At 62.1% G+C, this 23,615-nt stretch carries 17 protein-coding genes, 1 tRNA gene and 2 rRNA genes; 14 read left to right on the plus strand and 6 right to left on the minus strand.

The genetic code is table 11. The annotated features are described in order from the left end of the window. The 7 genes from rrf (ACJ8IJ_RS11685) to aceK all read left to right on the plus strand — a co-directional run. Positions 1 to 112, plus strand: a 5S ribosomal RNA gene (rrf, locus tag ACJ8IJ_RS11685); the annotation flags it as partial. 14 nt (positions 113 to 126) lie between these two features. Next, a tRNA-Thr gene (locus tag ACJ8IJ_RS11690) sits at positions 127 to 202 on the plus strand. Between the two features lie 45 nt (positions 203 to 247). Further along, positions 248 to 363 (plus strand): 5S ribosomal RNA (rrf, locus tag ACJ8IJ_RS11695). Between the two features lie 381 nt (positions 364 to 744). Next, on the plus strand, positions 745 to 1,674 hold the full coding sequence (gene metA / locus ACJ8IJ_RS11700) for a homoserine O-succinyltransferase MetA (RefSeq protein WP_442518742.1): 930 nt from the start codon (positions 745 to 747) through the stop codon (positions 1,672 to 1,674). 374 nt (positions 1,675 to 2,048) lie between these two features. Continuing rightward, on the plus strand, positions 2,049 to 3,647 hold the full coding sequence (aceB, locus tag ACJ8IJ_RS11705; protein WP_442518741.1) for a malate synthase A: 1,599 nt from the start codon (positions 2,049 to 2,051) through the stop codon (positions 3,645 to 3,647). A gap of 41 nt (positions 3,648 to 3,688) precedes the next feature. After that, complete coding sequence (gene aceA / locus ACJ8IJ_RS11710; protein ID WP_004936630.1) at positions 3,689 to 4,996, plus strand: isocitrate lyase; 1,308 nt, start codon at positions 3,689 to 3,691, stop codon at positions 4,994 to 4,996. Positions 4,997 to 5,066: 70 nt separating this feature from the next. Continuing rightward, a complete protein-coding gene (gene aceK / locus ACJ8IJ_RS11715; protein WP_049187872.1) occupies positions 5,067 to 6,821 on the plus strand; it encodes a bifunctional isocitrate dehydrogenase kinase/phosphatase in 1,755 nt (584 codons plus the stop codon). 1 nt (position 6,822) lies between these two features. Here the strand turns inward: aceK and ACJ8IJ_RS11720 are convergent, their stop codons facing one another. The 5 genes from ACJ8IJ_RS11720 to iclR all read right to left on the minus strand — a co-directional run bounded on the left by ACJ8IJ_RS11720 (position 6,823) and on the right by iclR (position 12,388). Then, positions 6,823 to 7,464, minus strand: coding sequence for a bifunctional 4-hydroxy-2-oxoglutarate aldolase/2-dehydro-3-deoxy-phosphogluconate aldolase (locus ACJ8IJ_RS11720; protein WP_004936635.1), 642 nt, complete (start codon positions 7,462 to 7,464; stop codon positions 6,823 to 6,825). A gap of 54 nt (positions 7,465 to 7,518) precedes the next feature. Then, positions 7,519 to 9,333: a phosphogluconate dehydratase gene (gene edd, locus ACJ8IJ_RS11725; RefSeq protein WP_015379254.1), complete on the minus strand. Its 1,815-nt coding sequence runs from the start codon at positions 9,331 to 9,333 to the stop codon at positions 7,519 to 7,521. A gap of 98 nt (positions 9,334 to 9,431) precedes the next feature. Beyond that, positions 9,432 to 10,769 carry a gluconate transporter gene (gntU, locus tag ACJ8IJ_RS11730; protein WP_015379253.1) on the minus strand — a complete coding sequence of 446 codons (1,338 nt, stop codon included), beginning with the start codon at positions 10,767 to 10,769 and terminating at the stop codon, positions 9,432 to 9,434. After that, entirely contained in the window at positions 10,766 to 11,305 is a 540-nt protein-coding gene (gntK, locus tag ACJ8IJ_RS11735; protein ID WP_015379252.1) for a gluconokinase, read from the minus strand. Before gntK ends, gntU begins: the two co-directional genes overlap by 4 nt. 252 nt (positions 11,306 to 11,557) lie before the next feature. Continuing rightward, positions 11,558 to 12,388 carry a glyoxylate bypass operon transcriptional repressor IclR gene (iclR, locus tag ACJ8IJ_RS11740; protein WP_021505158.1) on the minus strand — a complete coding sequence of 277 codons (831 nt, stop codon included), beginning with the start codon at positions 12,386 to 12,388 and terminating at the stop codon, positions 11,558 to 11,560. Positions 12,389 to 12,584: 196 nt separating this feature from the next. Here iclR and metH point away from each other — a divergent pair, with 196 nt between their 5' ends. Then, positions 12,585 to 16,280 carry a methionine synthase gene (metH, locus tag ACJ8IJ_RS11745; protein WP_442518740.1) on the plus strand — a complete coding sequence of 1,232 codons (3,696 nt, stop codon included), beginning with the start codon at positions 12,585 to 12,587 and terminating at the stop codon, positions 16,278 to 16,280. 38 nt (positions 16,281 to 16,318) lie between these two features. Here metH and ACJ8IJ_RS11750 read toward each other — a convergent pair whose 3' ends face one another. Next, positions 16,319 to 17,029, minus strand: a complete 711-nt coding sequence (locus ACJ8IJ_RS11750) for a UTRA domain-containing protein (RefSeq protein ID WP_197776035.1) — start codon at positions 17,027 to 17,029, stop codon at positions 16,319 to 16,321. A 193-nt stretch (positions 17,030 to 17,222) separates the two neighbouring features. On the opposite strand from ACJ8IJ_RS11750, the gene ACJ8IJ_RS11755 reads away from it, so the two are divergent. From ACJ8IJ_RS11755 to ACJ8IJ_RS11780, 6 genes are all read left to right on the plus strand, one after another. Further along, positions 17,223 to 18,284, plus strand: coding sequence for an ABC transporter substrate-binding protein (locus tag ACJ8IJ_RS11755; RefSeq protein ID WP_442518739.1), 1,062 nt, complete (start codon positions 17,223 to 17,225; stop codon positions 18,282 to 18,284). Between the two features lie 11 nt (positions 18,285 to 18,295). Continuing rightward, positions 18,296 to 19,105: an alkaline phosphatase family protein gene (locus ACJ8IJ_RS11760; protein WP_016930299.1), complete on the plus strand. Its 810-nt coding sequence runs from the start codon at positions 18,296 to 18,298 to the stop codon at positions 19,103 to 19,105. Then, positions 19,102 to 19,947 (plus strand): ABC transporter permease, encoded by an 846-nt coding sequence (locus ACJ8IJ_RS11765; protein WP_004936665.1) that lies wholly within the window; start codon positions 19,102 to 19,104, stop codon positions 19,945 to 19,947. Before ACJ8IJ_RS11760 ends, ACJ8IJ_RS11765 begins: the two co-directional genes overlap by 4 nt. 17 nt (positions 19,948 to 19,964) lie before the next feature. Beyond that, positions 19,965 to 20,750 (plus strand): ABC transporter permease, encoded by a 786-nt coding sequence (locus ACJ8IJ_RS11770; RefSeq protein WP_025304475.1) that lies wholly within the window; start codon positions 19,965 to 19,967, stop codon positions 20,748 to 20,750. A gap of 4 nt (positions 20,751 to 20,754) precedes the next feature. Next, positions 20,755 to 21,747 (plus strand): ABC transporter ATP-binding protein, encoded by a 993-nt coding sequence (locus ACJ8IJ_RS11775; RefSeq protein ID WP_033631956.1) that lies wholly within the window; start codon positions 20,755 to 20,757, stop codon positions 21,745 to 21,747. 207 nt (positions 21,748 to 21,954) lie between these two features. Next, on the plus strand, positions 21,955 to 23,604 hold the full coding sequence (locus ACJ8IJ_RS11780; RefSeq protein WP_154871710.1) for a Na/Pi cotransporter family protein: 1,650 nt from the start codon (positions 21,955 to 21,957) through the stop codon (positions 23,602 to 23,604). Positions 23,605 to 23,615 lie beyond the last annotated feature (11 nt).

Genomic DNA, 23,615 nt, shown 5'->3' on the forward strand with positions numbered 1-23,615 from the left:
GCGGCAATAGCGCGGTGGTCCCACCTGACCCCATGCCGAACTCAGAAGTGAAACGCCGTAGCGCCGATGGTAGTGTGGGGTCTCCCCATGCGAGAGTAGGACACTGCCAGGCATCAAATTAAGCGTGCTGATATGGCTCAGTTGGTAGAGCGCACCCTTGGTAAGGGTGAGGTCCCCAGTTCGACTCTGGGTATCAGCACCACTTTATTTAAAGTGGGTTTAGAAGTTCGGCAGAAAAAAGAATTTGCTTGGCGGCAATAGCGCGGTGGTCCCACCTGACCCCATGCCGAACTCAGAAGTGAAACGCCGTAGCGCCGATGGTAGTGTGGGGTCTCCCCATGCGAGAGTAGGACACTGCCAAGCATCAAATAAAACAACAAGCCTCATGCGAAAGCATGGGGCTTTTTGTTTTGTCTGTTATTTGGTGTTCTGCTCGAGCATGGGCATGCGAAAGGCCCGTCGGGAACGGGCCTTAACGCCGCTTGCGGCGGCCCCGCAGGGGAGAGTCTCAGGATGAGACGAATACTGTAGGACACTGCCAAGCATCAAATAAGCCAAGAGGCCATCCGAAAGGATGGCCTTTTTGCTTTTCATCCGCTTTACTCCCTCTGCTTATATCCCCGCGCAGGCCGCGCAATGAAACATTTTCACCTTTCCGCTGAATGCTCGACAGCGACGAAAAAAAACGCTATCTTCGGGCATCTAGAAGTCTAAACGTATAAATGGATGTGTGAGGGTTAAGCAATGCCGATTCGTGTTCCTGATGAGTTACCTGCGGTCAATTTCTTGCGCGGTGAGAATGTCTTCGTGATGATATCCTCGCGGGCAAAAACACAGGAAATCAGGCCGCTGAAAGTGCTGATCCTCAACCTGATGCCAAAGAAGATCGAAACGGAAAACCAGTTTTTGCGCCTGCTTTCCAACTCGCCGCTGCAGATTGATATCCAGCTGCTGCGTATCGACAGCCGCGAATCGAAGAATACGCCGGCCGAGCATCTGAATAACTTCTACTGCGACTTCGAGGATATTCAGAACGAGAACTTCGATGGTTTGATCGTCACTGGTGCGCCGCTGGGGCTGGTCGATTTCTGCGATGTTGCCTACTGGCCGCAGATCGAGCGCGTGATCGACTGGGCCAAGCACCACGTTACCTCTACGCTGTTCGTGTGCTGGGCGGTACAAGCGGCGTTGAACATCCTGTACGGCATTCCCAAGATGACGCGCGAAGTGAAGCTCTCCGGCGTTTATCCGCACCAAACGCTGCAGCAGCATGCGTTGCTGACGCGCGGCTTCGACGAAAGCTTCCTGGCGCCGCACTCACGCTATGCCGATTTCCCGACCGAGGTGATTCGCCAATATACCGACCTGGATATTCTGGCCGAATCCGAGCAGGCCGGCGCCTACCTGTTCGCCAGCAGGGATAAGCGCCTGGCGTTTGTCACCGGCCATCCTGAGTATGATGCCCTGACCCTGGCCGGGGAGTATTGTCGCGACAACGAAGCTGGCCTCGATCCTGCCGTACCGCTCAACTACTTTCCCGATGACAACCCCGCACTGACACCGAAAGCCACCTGGCGCAGCCATGGCCACCTGCTGTTTTCCAATTGGCTCAACTATTACGTCTACCAGATCACGCCTTACGATCTGCGCCATATGAATCCGACTCTCGACTGATCTTTTCTGCCTGCCGGCGGCTGAATCGAGGCCGCCGCGCTGTTGATCCTCTGTACGATCCTCTTTTTACCCGCCACTTTTCCTAAAAAACCATTGGCCAACAGCGCGTTAGCCTGTCTTTGTGACTCTATTGGAACCGGTTTCCTTACCTGTTGGTTATGTTATTTGCTCTAACCAATTGATAATAAAGTGTTAATAAAATATTTAATAATAAAATGGAAATGGTTTTTGATTTTTATTTTTTGTTGAGTATTCTTAGAGCTATCGGGATGAGATCTGACCAGTTTAGGATCGTTTCATCCGCCCTGATCCACAGTGATTTCTGATGAAAATGCGCCGGTCGCTCGGGCGCAATGATGGGAAGGAGCAAGGTCATGACGCAACAGATAGCAGGCACGGAGTTAAGGTTTACCCAGGGTTTCGCCGCTGCGGAGCGCCAGGTATTAACGGATGAAGCGGTTGAATTCCTGGCGGAACTGGTGGCGAAATTCACGCCGCGGCGCAATGAGCTGCTGGCGGCGCGTGCCCGCTGGCAGCAAAATATCGATCGCGGCGAGCTGCCTGGATTTATTTCGGAAACTAATTCCATTCGTGAAAGCGACTGGCAGATCCGCGGCATTCCGCAAGACCTGCGCGATCGCCGGGTCGAAATCACCGGGCCGGTAGAACGCAAGATGGTGATCAATGCGTTGAACGCCAACGTAAAAGTATTTATGGCGGACTTCGAAGACTCCCTGGCGCCAAGCTGGGACAAAGTCATCGATGGTCAAATCAACCTGCACGATGCGGTTAACGGCACCATTTCCTACACCAATGAAGCCGGCAAGATCTACCAGCTGAAACCGAATCCGGCGGTGTTGATCGCTCGTGTCCGCGGCCTGCATTTGCCGGAAAAACACGTGCTGTGGCGTGATGAAGCCATTCCCGGCGGCCTGTTCGATTTCGCGCTGTATTTTTATCACAACTATCGCCAGCTGTTGGCCAAGGGCAGCGGCCCGTATTTCTACCTGCCGAAAACCCAGTCCTGGGAAGAAGCGGCCTGGTGGAGCGATGTCTTCAGCTTTACCGAGGATCGTTTCGATCTACCGCGCGGCACCATCAAGGCGACCGTGCTGATCGAAACCCTGCCGGCGGTGTTCCAGATGGACGAGATCCTCTATCACCTGCGCGATCACATCGTCGGCCTGAACTGCGGCCGCTGGGATTACATCTTCAGCTACATCAAAACGCTGAAGAACCACGGCGATCGCGTGCTGCCTGATCGTCAGTCGGTGACCATGGAGAAACCTTTCCTCAGCGCCTATTCACGTCTGTTGATCAAAACCTGTCATAAGCGCGGCGCCTTCGCCATGGGCGGCATGGCGGCGTTTATCCCGAGCAAAGACGCTGAGAAAAACGCCTGGGTGCTGAACAAGGTACGGGCGGACAAAGAGCTGGAGGCCAACAATGGCCACGATGGCACCTGGGTGGCGCACCCGGGGCTGGCGGACACGGTGATGGATGTGTTCGGCAAGGCATTGGGCGATCGCCAGAATCAGCTGGACGTGATGCGTGAGCAGGATGCGCCAATCAGCGCCGCGCAGCTGTTGGAACCATGCGACGGCGAACGCACCGAAGCGGGGATGCGCGCCAATATCCGCGTGGCGGTGCAGTACATCGAAGCCTGGATCTCCGGCAACGGCTGCGTGCCTATCTATGGGTTGATGGAAGATGCCGCGACGGCGGAGATCTCCCGTACCTCTATCTGGCAGTGGATCCACCACGAGAAGAGCCTGAACGACGGGCGCCCGGTCACCAAGGCGCTGTTCCGCCAGATGTTGCAAGAAGAGATGTTGGTGGTGCGTGAAGAAGTAGGGGAAGCACGCTTTAACGCCGGCCGGTTCGAAGAGGCGGCGCGCCTGATGGAGCGCATCACCACGCAAGATGAATTAATCGATTTCCTGACGTTGCCCGGCTATGAGCTGCTGGCCTGAACTTTCCCAATCAACCCTACATGACTGAAAGGATAAAAATTATGTCTACCTCTCGCTCTCAACAGATCCAGCAGCTGGAACAGGAATGGAAATCGGCCCGTTGGGAAGGCATCACCCGCCCTTACAGCGCCGAAGACGTGATCAACCTGCGCGGTTCGGTCAACCCGGAATGCACCCTGGCGCAAAACGGCGCCGCCAAACTGTGGGCGTTGCTGAACGGCAAGGCGCGCAAAGGCTACGTGAACTGCCTGGGCGCGCTCACCGGCGGCCAGGCGCTGCAACAGGCCAAAGCCGGCGTCGAGGCTATCTACCTGTCCGGCTGGCAGGTGGCGGCCGACGCCAACAGTGCGGCGGCCATGTACCCTGACCAGTCGCTGTATCCGGTGGACTCGGTACCGAAGGTGGTCGAGCGCATCAACAACACCTTCCGCCGCGCCGATCAGATCCAGTGGGCGAACCAGATTGAGCCGGGCAGCAAAGGCTACACCGATTACTTCCTGCCGATCGTCGCCGATGCGGAAGCCGGCTTCGGCGGCGTGCTGAACGCCTTCGAGCTGATGAAAGCGATGATCACCGCCGGTGCTGCCGGGGTGCATTTCGAAGATCAGCTGGCGGCGGTGAAGAAATGCGGCCATATGGGCGGCAAAGTGTTGGTGCCGACGCAAGAAGCGATCCAGAAACTGGTCGCCGCTCGCCTGGCGGCCGACGTGCTCGGCGTGCCGACGCTGGTGATCGCCCGCACCGACGCCGACGCGGCCGACCTGCTGACGTCCGATTGCGATCCGTATGACAGCGCCTTCGTCACCGGCGAGCGCACGGCGGAAGGCTTCTTCCGCACCCATGCCGGCGTCGAGCAGGCGATCAGCCGCGGCCTGGCCTATGCCCCTTACGCCGATATGGTGTGGTGCGAAACCTCAACGCCGGATCTGGATGCCGCTCAGCGCTTCGCCGACGCCATTCACGCCAAATACCCGGGCAAGCTGCTGGCCTACAACTGCTCGCCGTCGTTCAACTGGAAGAAGAACCTCGACGACCAGACCATCGCCCGCTTCCAGCAGGCGCTGTCGGACATGGGCTACAAGTATCAGTTCATCACGCTGGCGGGCATCCACAGCATGTGGTTCAACATGTTCGACCTGGCGCACGCCTATGCGCAGGGCGAAGGGATGAAACACTACGTCGAGAAGGTGCAGCAGGCGGAGTTCGCCGCGGTGGATCGCGGTTACACCTTCGCGTCGCACCAGCAGGAGGTGGGCACCGGCTACTTCGACAAGGTCACCACCATCATTCAGGGCGGCGCCTCTTCGGTCACCGCGCTGACCGGTTCGACGGAAGAACAGCAGTTCTGATGCGGCAAGCTTGAAGACGTTTCACCCGGAGCCTGCATGCGCAGGCTTCTTTTTCTGGCGGGGGGTAAGGATGGCGGCAAAACTGGAGTTGTTGATCGCACAGACGATCCTGCAGGGCTTCGATGCGCAGTACGGCCGCTTTCTGGAGGTGACCGCCGGCGCGCAGCAGCGCTTCGAGCAGGCGGACTGGCCGGCGGTGCAGCAGGCGATGAAAAAGCGCATCCATCTGTATGACCATCACGTCGGCCTGGTGGTGGAGCAGCTCAAATGCATCACCGGGCAGAAATATTTCGACGCCGACTTCCCCAGCCGGGTCAAAGCGGTCTATATCGACCTGCTGCCGGACTACCCGCGTTTCGAGATCGCCGAAAGCTTCTTCAACTCGGTCTACTGTCGGTTGTTCAAGCATCGCGATCTGACGCCGGACAAGCTGTTCGTGTTCAGTTCGCAGCCGGAACGGCGCTTTCGCGACATTCCGCGTCCGCTGGCGCGCGATTTCACCCCCAATGGCGATCTGCCGGCGATGCTGCGCAGCGTGCTGAGCGATCTGCCGCTGCGGTTGCCGTGGGAGGATTTGACGCGCGATATTCGCTATATCACCCAGGCGCTGCAACGCGCCTTCAGTCCGCAGCAACTGGCGGGGGCCACCTTTCAGATCGCCAACGAACTGTTTTACCGCAACAAGGCCGCCTGGCTGGTTGGCAAGCTGCGCCTGGCCGACGGCGTTTACCCGTTCCTGTTGCCGATCCACCACAGCGAATCGGGCGCGCTGTTTATCGATGCCTGCCTGACCGGTAAGGCCGAGGCCAGCATCGTCTTCGGCTTCGCCCGTTCTTATTTCATGGTCTACGCGCCGCTGCCGGCGGCGATGGTGGAATGGCTGCGCGAGATCCTGCCGGGCAAGACCACCGCCGAGCTGTACATGGCGATCGGCTGCCAGAAGCACGGCAAAACTGAATGCTACCGCGAATACCTGACCTTTATGGCGCAGTCGCAGGAGCAGTTCATCATCGCGCCGGGGGTGAAGGGCATGGTGATGCTGGTGTTTACCCTGCCGTCCTTCGATCGGGTGTTTAAAGTGATCAAGGACGAATTCGCCCCGCAAAAAGAGGTGACGCAGGCGCAGGTGATGGCTTGCTATCAGCTGGTGAAAGAGCACGATCGCGTCGGGCGTATGGCGGATACCCAGGAGTACGAGAATTTCGTCGTCGACAAGGCGCGCCTCAGCCCGGAACTGTTGGCGGAGCTGCGGCGCGAAGTACCGGGCAAACTGGAAGATCTTGGCGATCGCATCGTGATTAAGCACCTGTATATGGAACGGCGCATGACGCCGCTGAATCTGTATCTGGAGCAGGCCAACGACCAGCAGATGCGCGATGCGATTGAAGAGTACGGCAATGCCATCAAACAGCTGGCCGCCGCCAATATCTTCCCCGGCGACATGCTGTTCAAGAACTTTGGCGTGACGCGCCACGGGCGGGTGGTGTTCTACGACTACGACGAGATTTGCTACATGACCGAGGTCAACTTCCGCGATATCCCGCCGCCGCGTTATCCGGAAGATGAGTTGGCCAGCGAGCCGTGGTACAGCATCGCGCCCAACGACGTGTTCCCGGAAGAGTTCCGCCACTTTCTGTGCGGCGATCGGCGCATTCGGCAGGTGTTTGAAGAGCTGCACAGCGATCTGTTTACCGCGGAGTATTGGCGCGGATTGCAGCAGCGCATCCGCGAAGGGCATGTGGAAGACGTATTCGCTTATCGCAAGAAGCAGCGGTTCAGCCAGCGCAGCGGGGCGGCGCTGCCGGCCGCCACCGCTGCGATGTAAATCAGGCCTCGGCGCCCGCGACGGCGGCGCGCGCCAGTTCAGTGATGCGCGCGTAGTCGCCGCTTTCGAGCGCGTCCGCCGGCACCAGCCAGGAGCCGCCGATGCACAGCACGCTTTTCAGCGCCAGATAGCTGCGGTAGTTGTCCGGTGAGATGCCGCCGGTCGGGCAGAAGCGCACCTGCGGGAACGGGCCGCCGATCGCCTGCAGCGCTTTTACGCCGCCGTTGGCTTCCGCCGGGAAGAATTTAAACTCGCGCAGGCCGTAATCCATGCCCTGCATCAGTTCGGAAACGGTGCTGATGCCCGGGATCAAGGGAATGGAACCGGCGGTGGCGGCTTTGAGCAGCTCGTCGGTCAGGCCTGGGCTGATGGCGAACTGCGCACCGGCTTCGGTCACTTCCCGCAGCTGCTGCGGATTGATCACCGTACCGGCGCCGATGATCGCTTCCGGCACCTCTTGGGCGATGGCGCGAATGGCGTCCATGGCGCAGGCGGTGCGCAGCGTCACCTCCAGCACCCGCACGCCGCCGGCGACCAGCGCTTTCGCCAACGGCACCGCATGTTCCAGCTTGTTGATCACGATGACCGGCACCACCGGCCCCGCCGTCAGGATCTGCTCGGCGCTTGTTGTCCACTTGTTCATGCTGACGTTCTCCTCTGTGGCCGCCGCCAGGCGGCGATGCGGCCAGGCTATCGATTAAAATTTGATGCAGCAGGCGCCCTGTTCGGCACCGGACAGCTGGCTGCGCAGCGCGCCGAACAGCTCGCGGCCGCAGCCGATGTGTTCGGCGCTCAGATCGGGTTGGCAAGGCGTGCGCCGCGCCAACTCGTCGGCGTCGACCAGCACCTGCAGCTCGCCGCTGCGGCCGTTGACGCGGATCGGATCGCCGTCGCGCACTTTCGCCAGCAGGCCGCCGGTATAGGCTTCCGGGGTGACGTGAATGGCGGAAGGCACCTTGCCGGAGGCGCCGGACAGGCGGCCGTCGGTCACCAGCGCCACTTTGAAGCCGCGATCCATCAACACGCCCAGCGGCGGCATCAGCTTGTGCAGCTCCGGCATGCCGTTGGCCTGCGGCCCCTGGAAGCGCACCACCACCACGCAATCGCGATCCAGCTTGCCGGCTTCGAACGCCGGCACGATATCGTGCTGGCTGTCGAACACTACCGCCGGCGCTTCGATGATCTGGTTGTCGGCGGGCACCGCCGAGGTTTTCATCACCGCGCGGCCCAGATTGCCGGCCATCACTTTGGTGCCGCCATGATGTTCGAACGGCTGGGCCACGCTGGCGATCACGCTGGCGTCGAGCGAGCCGGCCACGCCTTCGCGCCATACCAATTGGCCGTTGTCCAGCCACGGTTCCTGGGTGTAGCGGCGCAGGCCGAAACCGGCCACGGTGTGCACGTCTTCGTGCAGCAGGCCGTGTTGCAGCAGCTCGCGCACCACCAGCGGCACGCCGCCGGCGGCCTGGAATTGGTTGATGTCGGCCGGACCGTTCGGGTAGATGCGGCACAGCAGCGGCACCGCCTCCGACAGCTCCGAGAAATCGTCCCAGGTGATGATGATGCCCGCCGCGCGCGCCATCGCCACCAGATGCATGGTCAGGTTGGTGGAGCCGCCGGTCGCCAGCAGCGAGACGATGCCGTTCACCACCACTTTCTCGTCCACCAGGCGGCCGATCGGCAGGTAGTTGCCGGCGGTATCGGTCAGTCGGGTCACCTGGCGCGCGGCGGCGTCGTTCAGCGCGTCGCGCAGCGGCGTGTCAGGATGGACGAAGGAGGCGCCCGGCAGATGCAGACCCATCACTTCCATCACCATCTGGTTGGTGTTGGCGGTGCCGTAGAAGGTGCAGGTGCCGATGCCGTGATAAGAGGCCGCCTCGGCCTCCAGCAGCGCCAAACGGTCGGCCTTGCCCTCGGCGTACAGCTGGCGCACGCGCACTTTTTCCTTGTTCGGCAGGCCGCTGCTCATCGGGCCGGCCGGCACGAACAGCGCGGGCAGGTGGCCGAAGGAGAGGGCGGCCATCACTAACCCCGGCACGATCTTGTCGCAGATGCCGAGGAACAGCGCGCCGTCGAACATATTGTGCGACAGGCCGACGGCGGCCGACATGGCGATCACGTCGCGGCTCATCAGCGACAGCTCCATGCCGTCCTGCCCCTGCGTCACGCCGTCGCACATTGCCGGCACGCCGCCGGCTACCTGGCCCACGGCGCCGACCGCCTTCAGCGCTTGCTTCAGCCGCTGTGGGTAGTGTTCGTACGGCTGGTGGGCCGACAGCATGTCGTTGTAGGCGGTGATGATGGCGATATCGCTGCGCACCATGTTTTTCAGCGACGCCTTGTCATCGGGCTGACAGGCGGCGAAACCGTGGGCCAGGTTGCCGCAGGCGAGCTGCGCGCGGTGGACGGTTTGGGAGCGGGCCGCCTCGATACGCGCCAGATAGGCGGCGCGGCTGGCCTGGGAACGGTCGATGATGCGCTGTGTGACACGGGACAAGGTTGGATTAATCATGCCTTCCTCACATTGCTGTTGTTATAGTCGCCGCCTGTGGCGGTGCCCCCGGGGGTGATTTGCAGCCCTGGTGTGCAAGGCCGGGGGCGATTTAGGATTTAAAACATCGTGAATGCAATCATGCCGATGGCGCCGCCGACGCTGCCCAGAATGGTTTCCATCACCGTCCAGGTTTTCAGCGTTTGCAGTTCGTTGGCGCCGGTGAATTTGCCGAACAGCCAGAAGCCGGCATCGTTGACGTGGCTCAGCACGATGGAGCCGCCGGCGATGCAGATGGCCAGCGCGGCCAGTTGCCCGCCGCTGAGCCCGAGCTGGCTGGTGACCGGCAGCACCAGGCCGACGGTGGTCAGGCAGGCGACGGTGGCCGAGCCCTGGATCACCCGCACCATGGCGGACAGCGCGAAGGCGGCCACGGCGATCGGCAGGCCGGCGCCGATCATGGCGTCACCCAGCGCCGGCCCGACGCCGGAATCCACCAGGATCTGCTTGAACACCCCGCCGGCGCCGGTCATCAGCAGGATGATCCCGGCCGGCTGCACCGCGGCGGAGCAGATGGCCAGCGTCTGTTCGTTGCTCATGCCGCGCGGTTTCGCCAGACCGTAAATCACGATCAGGCAGGCCAGCAGGATGGCGGTGAACGGGTGGCCGATAAACTCCAGCCACTGCTGCAGCTGTGAACCTGGAGTGACCAGCCGCGCGCCGATGGTTTTCATGCCGACCAGCACCAGCGGGCACAGCACCAGCGCCAGGCTGAAGCCGAACGACGGCAGATTGCCCTTGGTCAGCGTCGGCTCATTTTCTTCCGGCGGCATCGGCCAGTTGACGAAACGGCTGATAAAGCTGCCGTACAGCGGGCCGGCGATCAGCATGCCGATCACCGCCGCCACCAGGCCGATGGCGATCATCCAGCCGAAATCGGCCTTCATCTGCGACGCCAACAGCATCGGCACCGGCCCCGGCAGCAGGAAGGAGGCGGCGGCGGCCACGCCGGCGAACAGCGGGATCGCCAGCTTGACGATATTACCGTCGGTGCGGCGCGCCACGGCGAACACGATGCCGATCAGCAGCACCACCGCCACGTCGAAGAACAGCGGCAGCGCGCAGATCAGCCCGGCGATGCCGAGCGCGTAGTGCGCCTTGCTTTGTCCGAATCGTTTCAGCAATTGCGCCGCAATTTGATCGAGCGCGCCGACCTCATGCAGGATCTTGCCGAACATCGCCCCGAGCGCCACCACGATCGCCAGGAAGCCCAGCGTGTCGCCCATGCCTTTTTGCATGGTGTCGGCGATGTGTTCCAGCGGCATGCCGGAGAAAATGCCGGCGGCGATGGACACCAGCATCAGCGCGACGAAGGCGTGCATGCGCGCCTTCATCACCAGGAATAACAGCAGTAAAACCGAGCCGACTGCGGTACCGACCAGCGTTACGGTACTCACGCGCACACGTCCTGCGGCAGGAAGCTCTGGATATGGCGCACGGTATCGGCGATCACCGCGTCCAGCGGCTGATTGATGTCGATCGCCATCACGTCGTTCTCGTCGGCGCCCGGTTGCTCCAGCGCGGCGAACTGGGTGACCAGCATCTGCGGCTTGAAGAAGTGGCCGTTGCGCGCCGCCAGGCGGGATTCGATCACCGGGAACTCACCGTGCAGATAGATGAATGACAGGTTGCCGTTGCCGGCGCGCAGGCGGTCGCGATACTGCTTTTTCAACGCCGAACAGACGATGATCGACACGCTGTTGGTGCGCTGCATGGCGAAGGCGGCGTCGTTGAGCGCGGCCAGCCACGGCGCGCGATCGTCGTCGTTCAACGCCTCGCCGGCGGCCATCTTCAGGATGTTGCTGCGCGGGTGCAGGAAGTCGCCGTCGAGGAAGCCGGCGGAGAGTTGGCGGGCCGCGGCGGCGGCGACGGCGGACTTGCCGCTGCCGGAAACGCCCATAACGACGTAAATGCGATTTTGATTGTTGGTCATGGCTTGGCTCCAAAACACCGGGTGACGTTACCTTCGTTCAGCTTGATTGTTACCGGTAACATGTTATCGGTAACATTGTCGAAGGAAGTTTGAGCGGTTGCAATGGGCTTTCGCCGTGAGGATCGTTAACTGTGATCGGCTTCAAGCTTTTTTCCTGTGCGCTAAACAGGATGCCGACAGCCTGTTACATGCTGACAACAGAACAGAGCGGGGGAACAAGGGCGCGCTGCGGCGCCCCTCGGATGGACAGGATTAGCGCACGCCGCCGTAGGCCAGGCTGATCTCTTTCGACGCGTGGATCACCAGCGCGCCCAGCTCGATCACGCGATCGTCGGTGATGCGCGACACCGGGCCGGAGATGGAAATGGCGGCGAAGGCTTCGCGGTGTTCGTCGAAGATGCAGGCCGCCACGCAGCGCAGGCCGAGCGCGTGCTCTTCGTCGTCAAAGGAGAAGCCCTGTTTGCGGATCTGCGCCAGCCCCTCTTTCAGGTTGTGCGGCGTCAGGGTATGCGGCGTGTAGGTGTGCATGCCTTTCTTATGCAGCAGTTTGGTCACCTGATCGTCCGGCAGGGTGGCGAGGAACGCTTTGCCGGCGCCGGAGGCGTGCATCGGCAGTTTGCCGCCGATCGGCGCCGACATGCGCATCAGCGCCGTGCACTGCACCTGATCGATGATGATCGCCTGGTACTCGCTGGTATCCAGCACCGCCAGGTTGACGGTTTCGCCGGACTCTTCCATCAGGCGGCGCAGCGTCGGATGCACCATCGCCAGCAGGTTGCGGCTTTGCAGGAAGCTGCTGCCGACCACAAAGGCGTGCGAGCCGATGGTCCACAGGCCGAGATCGCCGACCTGGCGCACGAATCCCTGCTGCTGCATGGTGGTGAGCAGGCGGTGAGTGGTGGAGTTCGGCAGGCCGGCCTGCTGGGCCAGATCGGTCAGGGCCACGTTGCCCTGGGCTTCCGAAATGTATTCCAACAGTTTCAGGCCACGGGTCAACGATTGTACCTGACCGGTCGCCGCACTGGCGGCGGGGGCTGCTGCGCGGGGCTTCTTGCCGCGCTTGGCGGGAGCAGGGGTGGCCATGGGTGAGATTCCTTTTTCCGTATGATGGAATTCATTTTCGTTTTTTGTCGATGAATTGCAAGCCGCCGTCAGCTCATCGGAGGTGTTGGCGCACAACCTGAAAAACTCTCAATTGCCGCCTGGCCCTTTGTCCTTACAAGCTGTGCTAGGATGACTCGTTGGTTTTTGCGGCAGTTGAGCAATGGGCTGGATGGCAATGGAAGGGGTTACAGTGACGAATCGAGTAGAACAACTGCGCCGCCAGTTAGCGCAGCGCATTTTGGTGTTGGACGGCGGCATGGGCACCATGATCCAGAGCTATCGCCTGGACGAGCGTGATTTCCGCGGTGAGCGTTTCGCCGACTGGCGCAGCGATCTGAAAGGCAATAACGATCTGCTGGTGCTGACCAAGCCGGAAGTGATCACCGCCATTCATTACGCCTATCTCGAGGCGGGCGCCGATATCCTTGAGACCAATACCTTCAACTCCACCCCCATCGCCATGGCCGACTACCACATGGAGTCGCTGTCCGCCGAGATTAACTATCAGGCCGCCTGCCTGGCGCGCGCCTGCGCCGACGAATGGACGGCGCGCACGCCGGAAAAACCGCGCTACGTCGCCGGGGTGCTGGGGCCGACCAACCGCACCGCGTCCATCTCGCCGAACGTCAACGATCCGGCGTTCCGCAACATCTCGTTCGATGAACTGGTGGCGGCTTACCGCGAATCGACCCGCGCGCTGGTGGAGGGCGGCGTCGATCTGATCATGATCGAAACCATCTTCGACACCCTGAATGCCAAGGCCGCCGCTTTTGCGGTGGAAACCGAATTCGAAGCGCTGGGGGTGGAACTGCCGATCATGATTTCCGGCACCATCACCGACGCCTCCGGCCGCACCCTGTCTGGCCAGACCACCGAAGCGTTTTACAATTCGCTGCGCCATGTCAAGCCGCTGACCTTCGGCCTGAACTGCGCCCTGGGGCCGGATGAGCTGCGTCAGTACGTCGCCGAGCTGGCGCGCATCTCGGAGACCTACGTCACCGCGCACCCGAACGCCGGTTTGCCGAACGCCTTCGGCGAGTACGATCTGGATGCGGCCGAGATGGCGCGCCAGGTCGGGGAGTGGGCGCAGGCCGGCTTCCTCAATATCATCGGCGGCTGCTGCGGCACCACGCCGGAACACATCGCCGCGATGGCCAAGGCGGTTGAGGGCGTGCCGCCGCGCCGGCTGCCGGAGCTCCCGGTCGCCTGCCGCCTGGCCGGTCTGGAACCGCTGACCATCGACGCCAACACCCTGTTCGTCAACGTCGGCGAGCGCACCAACGTCACCGGTTCGGCACGTTTCAAACGCCTGATCAAAGAAGAGAAATACAACGAGGCGCTCGACGTGGCGCGCCAGCAGGTCGAGAGTGGCGCGCAGATCATCGATATCAACATGGACGAGGGGATGCTCGACGCCGAAGCGGCGATGGTGCGCTTCCTCAACCTGATCGCCGGCGAGCCGGATATCGCCCGGGTGCCGATCATGATCGACTCCTCCAAGTGGTCCGTTATCGAGAAAGGCCTGAAGTGCATTCAGGGCAAGGGCATCGTCAACTCGATCTCGATGAAGGAGGGCGAAGAGGCCTTTATCCACCATGCCCGGCTGGTGCGCCGCTACGGCGCCGCGGTGGTGGTGATGGCGTTCGACGAAGTGGGCCAGGCGGACACGCGCGAGCGCAAGTTCGAGATCTGTCGCCGCGCCTATAAAATTTTGACCGAACGCGTCGGTTTCCCGCCGGAAGACATCATTTTCGACCCGAACATCTTCGCCGTCGCCACCGGCATCGAAGAGCACAACAACTACGCCGTCGACTTTATCGAAGCCTGCGCCGACATCAAAACCCACCTGCCGCACGCGATGATCTCCGGCGGGGTGTCTAACGTGTCGTTCTCGTTCCGCGGCAACGATCCGGTGCGCGAGGCGATCCACGCGGTGTTCCTGTATCACGCCATTCGCAACGGCATGGACATGGGCATCGTTAACGCCGGGCAGCTGGCGATTTACGACGATCTGCCTGGCGAGCTGCGCGAGGCGGTAGAAGACGTGATCCTCAACCGTCGCGAGGACGGCACCGAACGCCTGCTGGAGCTGGCGGAAAAGTACCGCGGCAGCAAAGACGGCGAAGCGGCGGTGCAGCAGGCGGAGTGGCGCGGTTGGCCGGTGGAAAAGCGGCTGGAATATTCGCTGGTGAAGGGCATCACCGAGTTTATCGAGCTGGACACCGAAGAAGCGCGGCAGCAGGCCGAACGCCCGATCGAAGTGATCGAGGGGCCGCTGATGGCGGGGATGAACGTGGTCGGCGATCTGTTCGGCGAGGGCAAGATGTTCCTGCCGCAGGTGGTGAAATCCGCCCGCGTGATGAAGCAGGCGGTGGCCTACCTGGAACCGTACATCGAGGCCAGCAAGCAGCAGGGCACCTCCGCGGGGAAAATCCTGCTGGCGACGGTGAAGGGCGACGTGCACGACATCGGCAAGAACATCGTCGGCGTGGTGCTGCAGTGCAACAACTATGAAATCGTCGATCTTGGCGTGATGGTGCCGACGGAGAAAATCCTGCGCACCGCGCGCGAGGAGAACGTCGACATCATCGGCCTGTCGGGGCTGATCACGCCGTCGCTCGACGAGATGGTCAACGTGGCCAAAGAGATGGAGCGCCAGGGCTTTACGCTGCCGCTGCTGATCGGCGGCGCCACCACCTCCAAGGCGCACACCGCGGTGAAAATCGAGCAGAACTACAGCGGCCCGACCACCTACGTGCAAAACGCCTCGCGCACCGTGGGCGTGGTGTCGGCGCTGCTGTCCGCCACCCAGCGCGACGAGTTTGTGGCGCGCACCCGCAAAGAGTATGAGACGGTGCGCATTCAGCACGCGCGCAAAAAACCGCGCACGCCGCCGGTCGATTTGCACAAGGCGCGCGCCAACGCCATGGCGCTGGACTGGGCCGACTATCAGCCGCCGGCGCCACGGCAGCTTGGCGTATTCCCGGTGTCGGCCGGCATCGAGACGCTGCGCCATTATATCGACTGGACGCCGTTCTTCATGACCTGGTCGCTGGCGGGCAAATACCCGCGCATCCTGGAAGACGAGGTGGTGGGGGAAGAGGCAAAGCGCCTGTTCCACGACGCCAATCAGATGCTGGATCGGTTGGCCGCCGAGCGCAGCCTCAACCCGCGCGGCGTTTACGGCCTGTTCCCGGCCAACCGCGTCGGCGACGACGTGGAAGTGTACCGCGACGAACAGCGCGGCGAGGTGCTGGCGGTGAGCCGCCATCTGCGCCAGCAGACGGAAAAAACCGACTTCCCGAACTACTGCCTGGCGGACTTCGTGGCACCGAAAAACAGCGGCAAGGCCGACTACTTCGGTGCCTTCGCGGTGACCGGCGGGCTGGAGGAGGACGCGCTGGCGGCGGCGTACGACGCACAGCACGACGATTACAACAAAATCATGGTCAAGGCGCTGGCGGATCGTCTGGCGGAGGCTTTCGCCGAATACCTGCATGAACAGGTGCGCAAGTTGCACTGGGGTTATGCCGCCGACGAGAACCTGAGCAACGAAGAACTGATCCGCGAAAACTATCAGGGCATCCGGCCGGCGCCGGGCTACCCAGCCTGCCCGGAGCACACCGAAAAAGCGACCATCTGGCAGCTGCTGGACGTCAACCGCCACACCGGCATGGAACTGACGGAGTCCTTCGCCATGTGGCCGGGGGCGGCGGTGTCCGGCTGGTATTTCAGCCATCCTGAGAGTAAGTACTTCGCGGTGGCGCAGATCCAGCGCGATCAGGTGGAAGACTATGCGGCGCGTAAAGGGATGAGTGTGAGCGAGGTCGAACGCTGGCTGGCGCCAAACCTCGGCTACGACGCCGACTGACCTTCCTCTTTAAGGGCGCAGCGATGCGCCCTTGTCATTTACAGCGCTTCCACATCGATGTGCAGCGCGTCGTACCGCCAATACTCCAGGTCGCAATCGATCACCCGGTCATGTTGATCGCGATTCACCCGCGTAATGAACAGCGCCGGGCTGCCGTAGGTCACCTTCAGCATGGCGGCGGCCTGTTGTGGCAGCAGGGTGGGCAGCATGTCGAAACGTACCCGGCCGTAGTGAATGCCGTAGCGTGCGGCGTACAGCGCGGTCAGTGACTGGGTCAGATCTTCGTCCAGAATACCGGGGAAATAGGCCGGATTGAGGTAGTGCTCGCAGTACAGCACCGCGCGCCCGTCGATGTAGCGCAGCCGGCGAATGCGATAGGCCTCGGCGCCGGAGGGCAGCGCCAGGCGGCCGGCCAGCGGCGCGTCGAGCGTGACGACCGCACTGTCGATCGCTTCGGTATGGGCGGCGCGCCCCTGTTGCTGCGCCATGGCGTGAAAATGGCTGCGCTGCAACGGGTTATAGATCAGACGTGGCGGCGAGATAAACCAGCCGCGCCGCACCTGGCGGTAAATGACGCCCTGCGCCTCCAGCTGGCCGAGCGCCTCCTGCAAGGTAATGCGGGTGGTGGCGAACTGTTCGCTCAGGGCGCGCTCGGAGGGCAGCTTGCCGCCCGCGGCGAACTCGCCGGCGGTGATGCGGGCGCTCAGCGTTTGGCAGATGGTGGCGACGGTCGTCGGTGCTTCACTCATACAGCGGGTGTCCCGTTTCAGTGCGTTTGGCCTTCCTTAAGGTAGACCAGCGTCGCGTTTTCGCCGTTGCAATGGGTGATAAAACTGTCGCTTTTTTAAGCTGACATATAATTATCACATTCGTCCGTTAGATTGGTTTGGTCCTTGCTGGACTAGTCCAGCCATCCCCACACTACCACCTGGAGCATCAGTTATGAAACGTTTGTGCGCTTCTGTGTTAACCAGTGCCATCGTGTTATCCAGCCAGATGAGCTGGGCCGCGGGTACCGATCTGGCGGCGCTGGAGCAGGCCGCTAAAAAAGAAGGCGAAGTCAACAGCGTCGGCATGCCGGACAGCTGGGCCAACTGGAAAGGCACCTGGCAAGATCTGTTGAGCAAATACGGCCTGAAGCATGTCGATACCGACATGAGCTCTGCGCAGGAGATCGCCAAATTCGATGCGGAAAAGAACAACGCCACGGCGGACATCGGTGACGTCGGCGCGGCCTTCGGCCCGGTGGCGGTGCAGAAGGGTGTAACGCAGCCGTACAAACCCTCCACCTGGGATCAGGTGCCGGATTGGGCGAAAGACAAAGATGGCCACTGGGCGCTGGCTTACACCGGCACCATCGCCTTCATCATCAACAAGCAGCAGGTGAAAGACATCCCGCACAGCTGGGCCGATCTGCTCAAGGGCAGCTATCAGGTCACCATCGGCGACGTCGGCACCGCGTCGCAGGCGGCCAGCGGCGTGCTGGCGGCCACTTACGCGATGGGCGGCAACGAGAAAAACCTCAAGCCGGGCCTGGAATTCTTCGGCAAGCTGGCCAAGGCCGGCCGCCTGAGCCTGAGTAACCCGGTGATCGCGTCGCTGGAGAAGGGGGAAGTGCAGGTTGGCGTGGTATGGGACTTTAACGGCCTGAACTACCGCGATCAGATCGACAAAACCCGCTTTGAAGTGCTGATCCCGTCGGACGGTTCGATCACTTCCGGCTACACCACCATCATCAACAAATACGCCAAGCACCCGAATGCCGCCAAGCTGGCGCGCGAATACATCTTCTCCGACGCCGGTCAGATCAACCTGGCGCGCGGCTATGCCCGCCCGATCCGCGCCGAACATCTGACGCTGCCGGACGACGTCAAGGCCAAGCTGCTGCCGGCCGAGCAGTACAAGAACGCGCACCCGATCGCCGATCCGGCGGCCTGGGAACAGAGCGCCAAAGCGCTGCCGCGCCTGTGGCAGGAAAACGTCATTATGTTTATGCAGCAGTGAGTTAACGCACCATGAAAACGATCCTCGTGCTGCTGGACGGCCTCAACTACCGGGTGGCGCACGACGCCATGGGTTATCTGCAGGCCGAATGCGCGGCGGGACGCGGGCGGTTGTACCTGCTGGAGAGCGAGTTACCCTCGCTCTCCCGGCCGCTGTATGAATGCATTCTCACCGGCGTCACGCCGGTGGAGAGCGGCGTGGTGCACAATCACGTCTCGCGCCTTTCTCATCAACAAAGCGTGTTTCATTACGCGCGCGCCGCCGGGCTGACCACCGCCGCCGCCGCGTATCATTGGTTCAGCGAATTGTATAACCGCACGCCGTTCGACGCCGCGCGCGACCGCCATACCGACGCCCCCGAGCTGCCGATTCAGCACGGGCATTTCTATTACGACGACGGCTATCCCGACAGCCATCTGTTCGACGACGCCGAAAGCCTGCGCCAGCGTCATCAGCCGGACTTCTTGCTGATCCATCCGATGAACATCGACGACGCCGGCCACCGCTTCGGCCTCTCTTCGCCGCAGTACCGCAACGCGGCGCGGCGCGCCGACGGCTCGTTGTCGCGCTATCTGCCCGAGTGGCTGGCGGCCGGTTATCAGGTGCTGGTCACCGCCGACCACGGCATGAACGACGATCGCAGCCACGGAGGGGTGTTGCCGGAAGAGCGCCAGGTGCCGCTGTTCGTGTTCGGTGCGGGCTTCAGCCTGGATGACGCCGATCCGCAGCAAACCGAGCTGTGCGGCACGATCTGCGATCTGCTGCAGGCGCCGCACGACAAGCCGCGCTGCCGGGCGTTGCTGGCGCAGGATGCGCGATGAACAGTAAAACCAAATGGATCGCCGCACTGTGCCTGCTGCCGTTTATCGTGTTGTTCGGCGCGTTTCAGATCGCCCCGCTGGTGTGGATCGCCATTCACAGCTTTTTCAGCGAGACCAGCGGCTGGGGCTGGGGCAACTATGTCGATATCCTCACCTCGCCGTTCTACCTGCAGGCGTTTCAGTTCTCGCTGGAGATCTCGCTATGGTCGAGCGTCTACGGCTTGCTGATCGCGTTAGTTGGCAGTTACTCACTTCGCCAGCTCGGCCAGACCCGGTTTCATGACTTCGTGATGTCGTTCACCAACATGACCAGCAACTTCGCCGGGGTGCCGCTGGCGTTCGCCTTCGTCATTCTGCTGGGGCTGAACGGTTGCCTGACGTTGCTGCTGCGCAAATACGGCCTGATGGAGAGCTTCAACCTCTATTCGAAGAGCGGCCTGATCGTGCTGTATACCTACTTCCAGATCCCGCTCGGGGTGCTGCTGCTGTATCCGGCATTCGACGCGCTGCGCGCCGACTGGCGCGAATCGGCGGCGCTGCTCGGCGCCGGCCCCTGGCGCTACTGGCGGCATATCGGCCTGCCGGTGCTGGCGCCGGCGCTGATGGGCACCTTCGTTATCCTGCTGGCCAACGCGCTGGGCGCCTACGCCACGGTGTATGCGCTGACCACCGGCAACTTCAACGTGATCCCGATCCGCATCTCGGCGTTGGTGGCGGGGGACATCTCCCTCGATCCGAACCTGGCCAGCGCGCTGGCGATGCTGCTGGTGGTGATGATGGCGTTTATCACGGTGATCCACCAATGGATGCTGCGCAGGAGCTATCTCAATGCGCGCTCATAACCGGCTGGAGAATGCTCATGTCGCGTGCTGAACGCCTCTATCATCGTACGGTGACCGGCCTGCTGCTGTTGATCCTGCTGCTGCCGCTGGCGGCGACGCTGATTTACGCGCTGGCTACCCAGTGGGGCGCCACCATTTTGCCGGACGGTTTTACCCTGAAGTGGCTGACGGCGCTGTGGAGCGATCCGCGCTTTTTGCAGGCGCTGTGGCACTCGCTGCTGATCTGCTTCGGCACGCTGCTGCTGTCGGTGGTGGTGATCCTGCCGGCGATGTTTGTGATCGCTTACTACTTCCCCAAGCTGGACGCGGTGATGAACGTGCTGATTCTGCTGCCGTTCGCCGTGCCGCCGGTGGTGTCGGCGGTGGGGCTGATGCAACTGTTCGCCGCCGATCCGCTGCCGCTGCTCGGCACCCCCTGGATTTTGGTGGGTTGCTATTTCACCATCGCGCTGCCGTTTATCTACCGCGCCATCAGCAACAACATGCAGGCGATCAACCTGCGCGATCTGATGGACGCCGCGCACCTGCTGGGCGCCAGCACCTGGCAGGCGGCGCTGTGGGTGGTGTTGCCGAATCTGCGCAAGGGCGGAACGATCGCCGTGCTGCTGTCGTTTTCGTTCCTGATCGGCGAGTTCGTGTTCGCCAACCTGCTGGTGGGCAGCCAGTATGAAACGTTGCAGGTCTACCTGTTCAATATGCGCAACGGCAGCGGGCATTTCACCAGCGCGCTGGTCATCTCCTATTTCGCCGTGGTGCTGCTCGTCACCTGGCTGGCGAACCTGCTGAATAAAAACAAGGGTTAACCCGATGGCTTATCTCAACGTCACCCGCCTGAACAAACACTATGGCCAGACCCAGGTGTTTCAGGATATCGATTTCACCGCCGAAGAGGGGGAGTTTGTCACCCTGCTCGGGCCAAGTGGCTGCGGCAAGTCGACGCTGTTGCGCTGTCTGGCCGGCCTGACTCCGGTCGACAGCGGGCAAATTTTACTGCAGGGCCAGGATCTGGTGCCGCTGGCACCGCAAAAGCGCGGCATCGGCATGGTGTTCCAAAGCTATGCGCTGTTTCCCAATATGACGGTGGAAGGCAACGTGGCCTTCGGCCTGAAAATGCAGAAGCTGGCGGCCGGGCAGATCGGCCAGCGAGTGCAGGAGGTGCTGGCGCTGGTGGAGCTGAGCGATCTGGCGAAGCGCTATCCGCATCAGCTGTCGGGCGGCCAGTGTCAGCGCGTGGCGCTGGCGCGATCGCTGGTCACGCGCCCGCGTCTGTTGCTGCTCGACGAACCGCTGTCGGCGCTGGACGCGCGCATCCGCAAACATCTGCGCGAGCAGATCCGGCGCATTCAACGCGAGCTGAACCTGACGGCGATCTTCGTCACCCACGATCAGGAAGAGGCGCTGACCCTGTCGGATCGCATCGTCCTGATGAACAAGGGGCAGATCGTGCAGAGCGGTGATGCGGAAACCCTGTATACCCAGCCGGCGGACGCCTTCGCCGCCGGTTTTATCGGCAACTATAACCTGCTGAGCGCCGAACAGGCCGGCCGGCTGACCGGGCGCAGCTATGCCGGCAAGGTGGCGATCCGCCCAGAGTCTATCGGGCTGTTGCCGGCCGGACAGGGGATCGGCGGGGTGATCCTTGGCCACAGTTTGCTCGGGAATGTGGTACGCTATCGGATTCAGGTTCGCGAGGTAGAGTTGCTGGTTGACGTGCTCAACCGTTCGGTGGCCGATCTGCGGCCCGACGGCGCGGAAATTGGGCTACACTTGGAACCTGTTGTATTGCGGGAAGTTGCATGACTTCGCAGCGCGGCGCCGGGGCTCTCCCACCGCCGCCTTAACCCTTCTCTTCTGCGGTCTGCCGCCCGCCCGCTGTCCTGCCAGACCCACGCCCGGCAGGCGGGACCGCGCGCTGTACCCGTCATCCTTTGGCTCGCCTCTCTGCGTCGCGTGACAGGCATCGGGTATCAGCCTCCTTTGGCCGGGCGTTAATGGAGCGTATCTTCCGTGCTGACCCTTCTTCACCTGCTTTCGTCCGTGGCGCTTTTGGTGTGGGGAACCCACATCGTGCGCACCGGGATCATGCGGGTTTACGGCGCCAATCTGCGGCGCGTGTTGAGCGACAGCGTTGAGAAAAAACCGCTGGCGTTCGTTTCCGGCATCGGCGTGACCGCGCTGGTGCAAAGCAGCAACGCCACCGCGCTGCTGGTGACCTCTTTCGTCGCGCAGGGGCTGGTGGGGCTGGCGCCTGCGCTGGTGATCATGCTCGGCGCCGACGTCGGCACCGCGCTGATGGCGCGCGTGCTGACCTTCGATCTTTCCTGGCTGTCGCCGCTGCTGATCCTGGTCGGCGTCTTCCTGTTCCTCAGCCGCAAACAGATGCGGATCGGCCAGATCGGGCGCGTCTTGATCGGTCTGGGGCTGATCGTGCTGGCGCTGGAGCTGATCGTCGCCGCCGCCACGCCGATCACCCAGGCGGCAGGGGTAAAAGTGCTGTTCTCGTCGCTGACCGGCGATGTGATGCTGGACGCCCTGACCGGCGCGCTGTTCGCCATCGTCAGCTATTCCAGCCTGGCCGCGGTGCTGCTGACCGCCACCCTGACCGCCACCGGCGTGATTTCGCTGAAGGTGGCGCTCTGTCTGGTGATCGGCGCCAACCTCGGCAGCGGCCTGCTGGCGATGATCAACGCCAGCGGCCAGAACGCCGCCGGGCGGCGCGTGGCGCTAGGCAGCCTGCTGTTCAAATTGGTGGGCTGCATCCTGGTGTTGCCGTTCGTCTCCTATCTGGCGGATGTGATGGCTCAGCTGCCGGGCGGCAGCGAAGAGCTGGTGATCTATTTCCACGTGTTCTACAACCTGCTCCGTTGTTTGGTGATGATCCCGCTGGCCGGGCCGATGGCGGCGCTGTGCGAACGGCTGATCGTCGACGTGGCGGCCGACGACCCGCGCATGCGGCCGCGTCATCTGGACGCCAGCGCGCTGGATACGCCGACGCTGGCGCTGGCCAACGCGGCGCGCGAAACGCTGCGCATGGGCGACGTGGTGGAACACATGATGATCCTGCAGCGCGAAGTGCTGCACGGTAAGCAAGGCGTGGATAAAGAGGTGCGGCGACTCGACGATGACGTCGACGTGCTGTACACCGCCATCAAGCTGTATCTGGCGCAGATCCAGAAGGAAGATCTGGGCGAGGAAGATTCGCGCCGCTGGGCGGAAATCATCGAAATGGCGCTCAACCTGGAACAGGCGGGCGACATCATCGAGCGCATGGCCGGCGACGTGGGCGCCAAATCGCACGCCGCGCGCCGCGCCTTCTCGGCGGAAGGATTGGCGGAACTGGACGGGCTGCACGAACGGCTGATCGGCAACCTGCGTCTGGGGCTGTCGGTGTTCCTGTCCGGCGACGTCACCAGCGCCAAACGCCTGCGTCGTTCCAAGCACCGCTTCCGCATTCTGGATCGCCGCTATGCGCACGCGCACGTCGATCGCCTGCATCAGCAAAACGTGCAGAGCATCGAGACCAGTTCGCTGCATTTGGGATTGTTGGGGGACATGAAGCGCCTGAACTCGCTGTTTTGCGCCGTGGCCTACAACGTGTTGGATCAGGATGCGAAAGACGACGATCGCGACTGGGAAGACACCCCAAGCACGCTGTAAAAAAAAACGCC

Origin of the sequence: Serratia sp. CY40230, from assembly GCF_052168835.1 — a bacterium.
GTDB lineage: Bacteria > Pseudomonadota > Gammaproteobacteria > Enterobacterales > Enterobacteriaceae > Serratia > Serratia nematodiphila.

Coding starts and splice junctions, on each gene's coding strand:
- ACJ8IJ_RS11750 (WP_197776035.1), bottom strand. CDS start 17,029: ATGAGTGAAGCACCGACGACCGTCGCCACCATCTGCCAAACGCTGAGC.
- aceK (WP_049187872.1), top strand. CDS start 5,067: ATGGCGGCAAAACTGGAGTTGTTGATCGCACAGACGATCCTGCAGGGC.
- iclR (WP_021505158.1), bottom strand. CDS start 12,388: ATGGCCACCCCTGCTCCCGCCAAGCGCGGCAAGAAGCCCCGCGCAGCA.
- edd (WP_015379254.1), bottom strand. CDS start 9,333: ATGATTAATCCAACCTTGTCCCGTGTCACACAGCGCATCATCGACCGT.
- ACJ8IJ_RS11775 (WP_033631956.1), top strand. CDS start 20,755: ATGGCTTATCTCAACGTCACCCGCCTGAACAAACACTATGGCCAGACC.
- aceA (WP_004936630.1), top strand. CDS start 3,689: ATGTCTACCTCTCGCTCTCAACAGATCCAGCAGCTGGAACAGGAATGG.
- ACJ8IJ_RS11720 (WP_004936635.1), bottom strand. CDS start 7,464: ATGAACAAGTGGACAACAAGCGCCGAGCAGATCCTGACGGCGGGGCCG.
- gntK (WP_015379252.1), bottom strand. CDS start 11,305: ATGACCAACAATCAAAATCGCATTTACGTCGTTATGGGCGTTTCCGGC.
- ACJ8IJ_RS11760 (WP_016930299.1), top strand. CDS start 18,296: ATGAAAACGATCCTCGTGCTGCTGGACGGCCTCAACTACCGGGTGGCG.
- metA (WP_442518742.1), top strand. CDS start 745: ATGCCGATTCGTGTTCCTGATGAGTTACCTGCGGTCAATTTCTTGCGC.
- ACJ8IJ_RS11770 (WP_025304475.1), top strand. CDS start 19,965: ATGTCGCGTGCTGAACGCCTCTATCATCGTACGGTGACCGGCCTGCTG.
- ACJ8IJ_RS11765 (WP_004936665.1), top strand. CDS start 19,102: ATGAACAGTAAAACCAAATGGATCGCCGCACTGTGCCTGCTGCCGTTT.
- aceB (WP_442518741.1), top strand. CDS start 2,049: ATGACGCAACAGATAGCAGGCACGGAGTTAAGGTTTACCCAGGGTTTC.
- metH (WP_442518740.1), top strand. CDS start 12,585: ATGGAAGGGGTTACAGTGACGAATCGAGTAGAACAACTGCGCCGCCAG.
- ACJ8IJ_RS11755 (WP_442518739.1), top strand. CDS start 17,223: ATGAAACGTTTGTGCGCTTCTGTGTTAACCAGTGCCATCGTGTTATCC.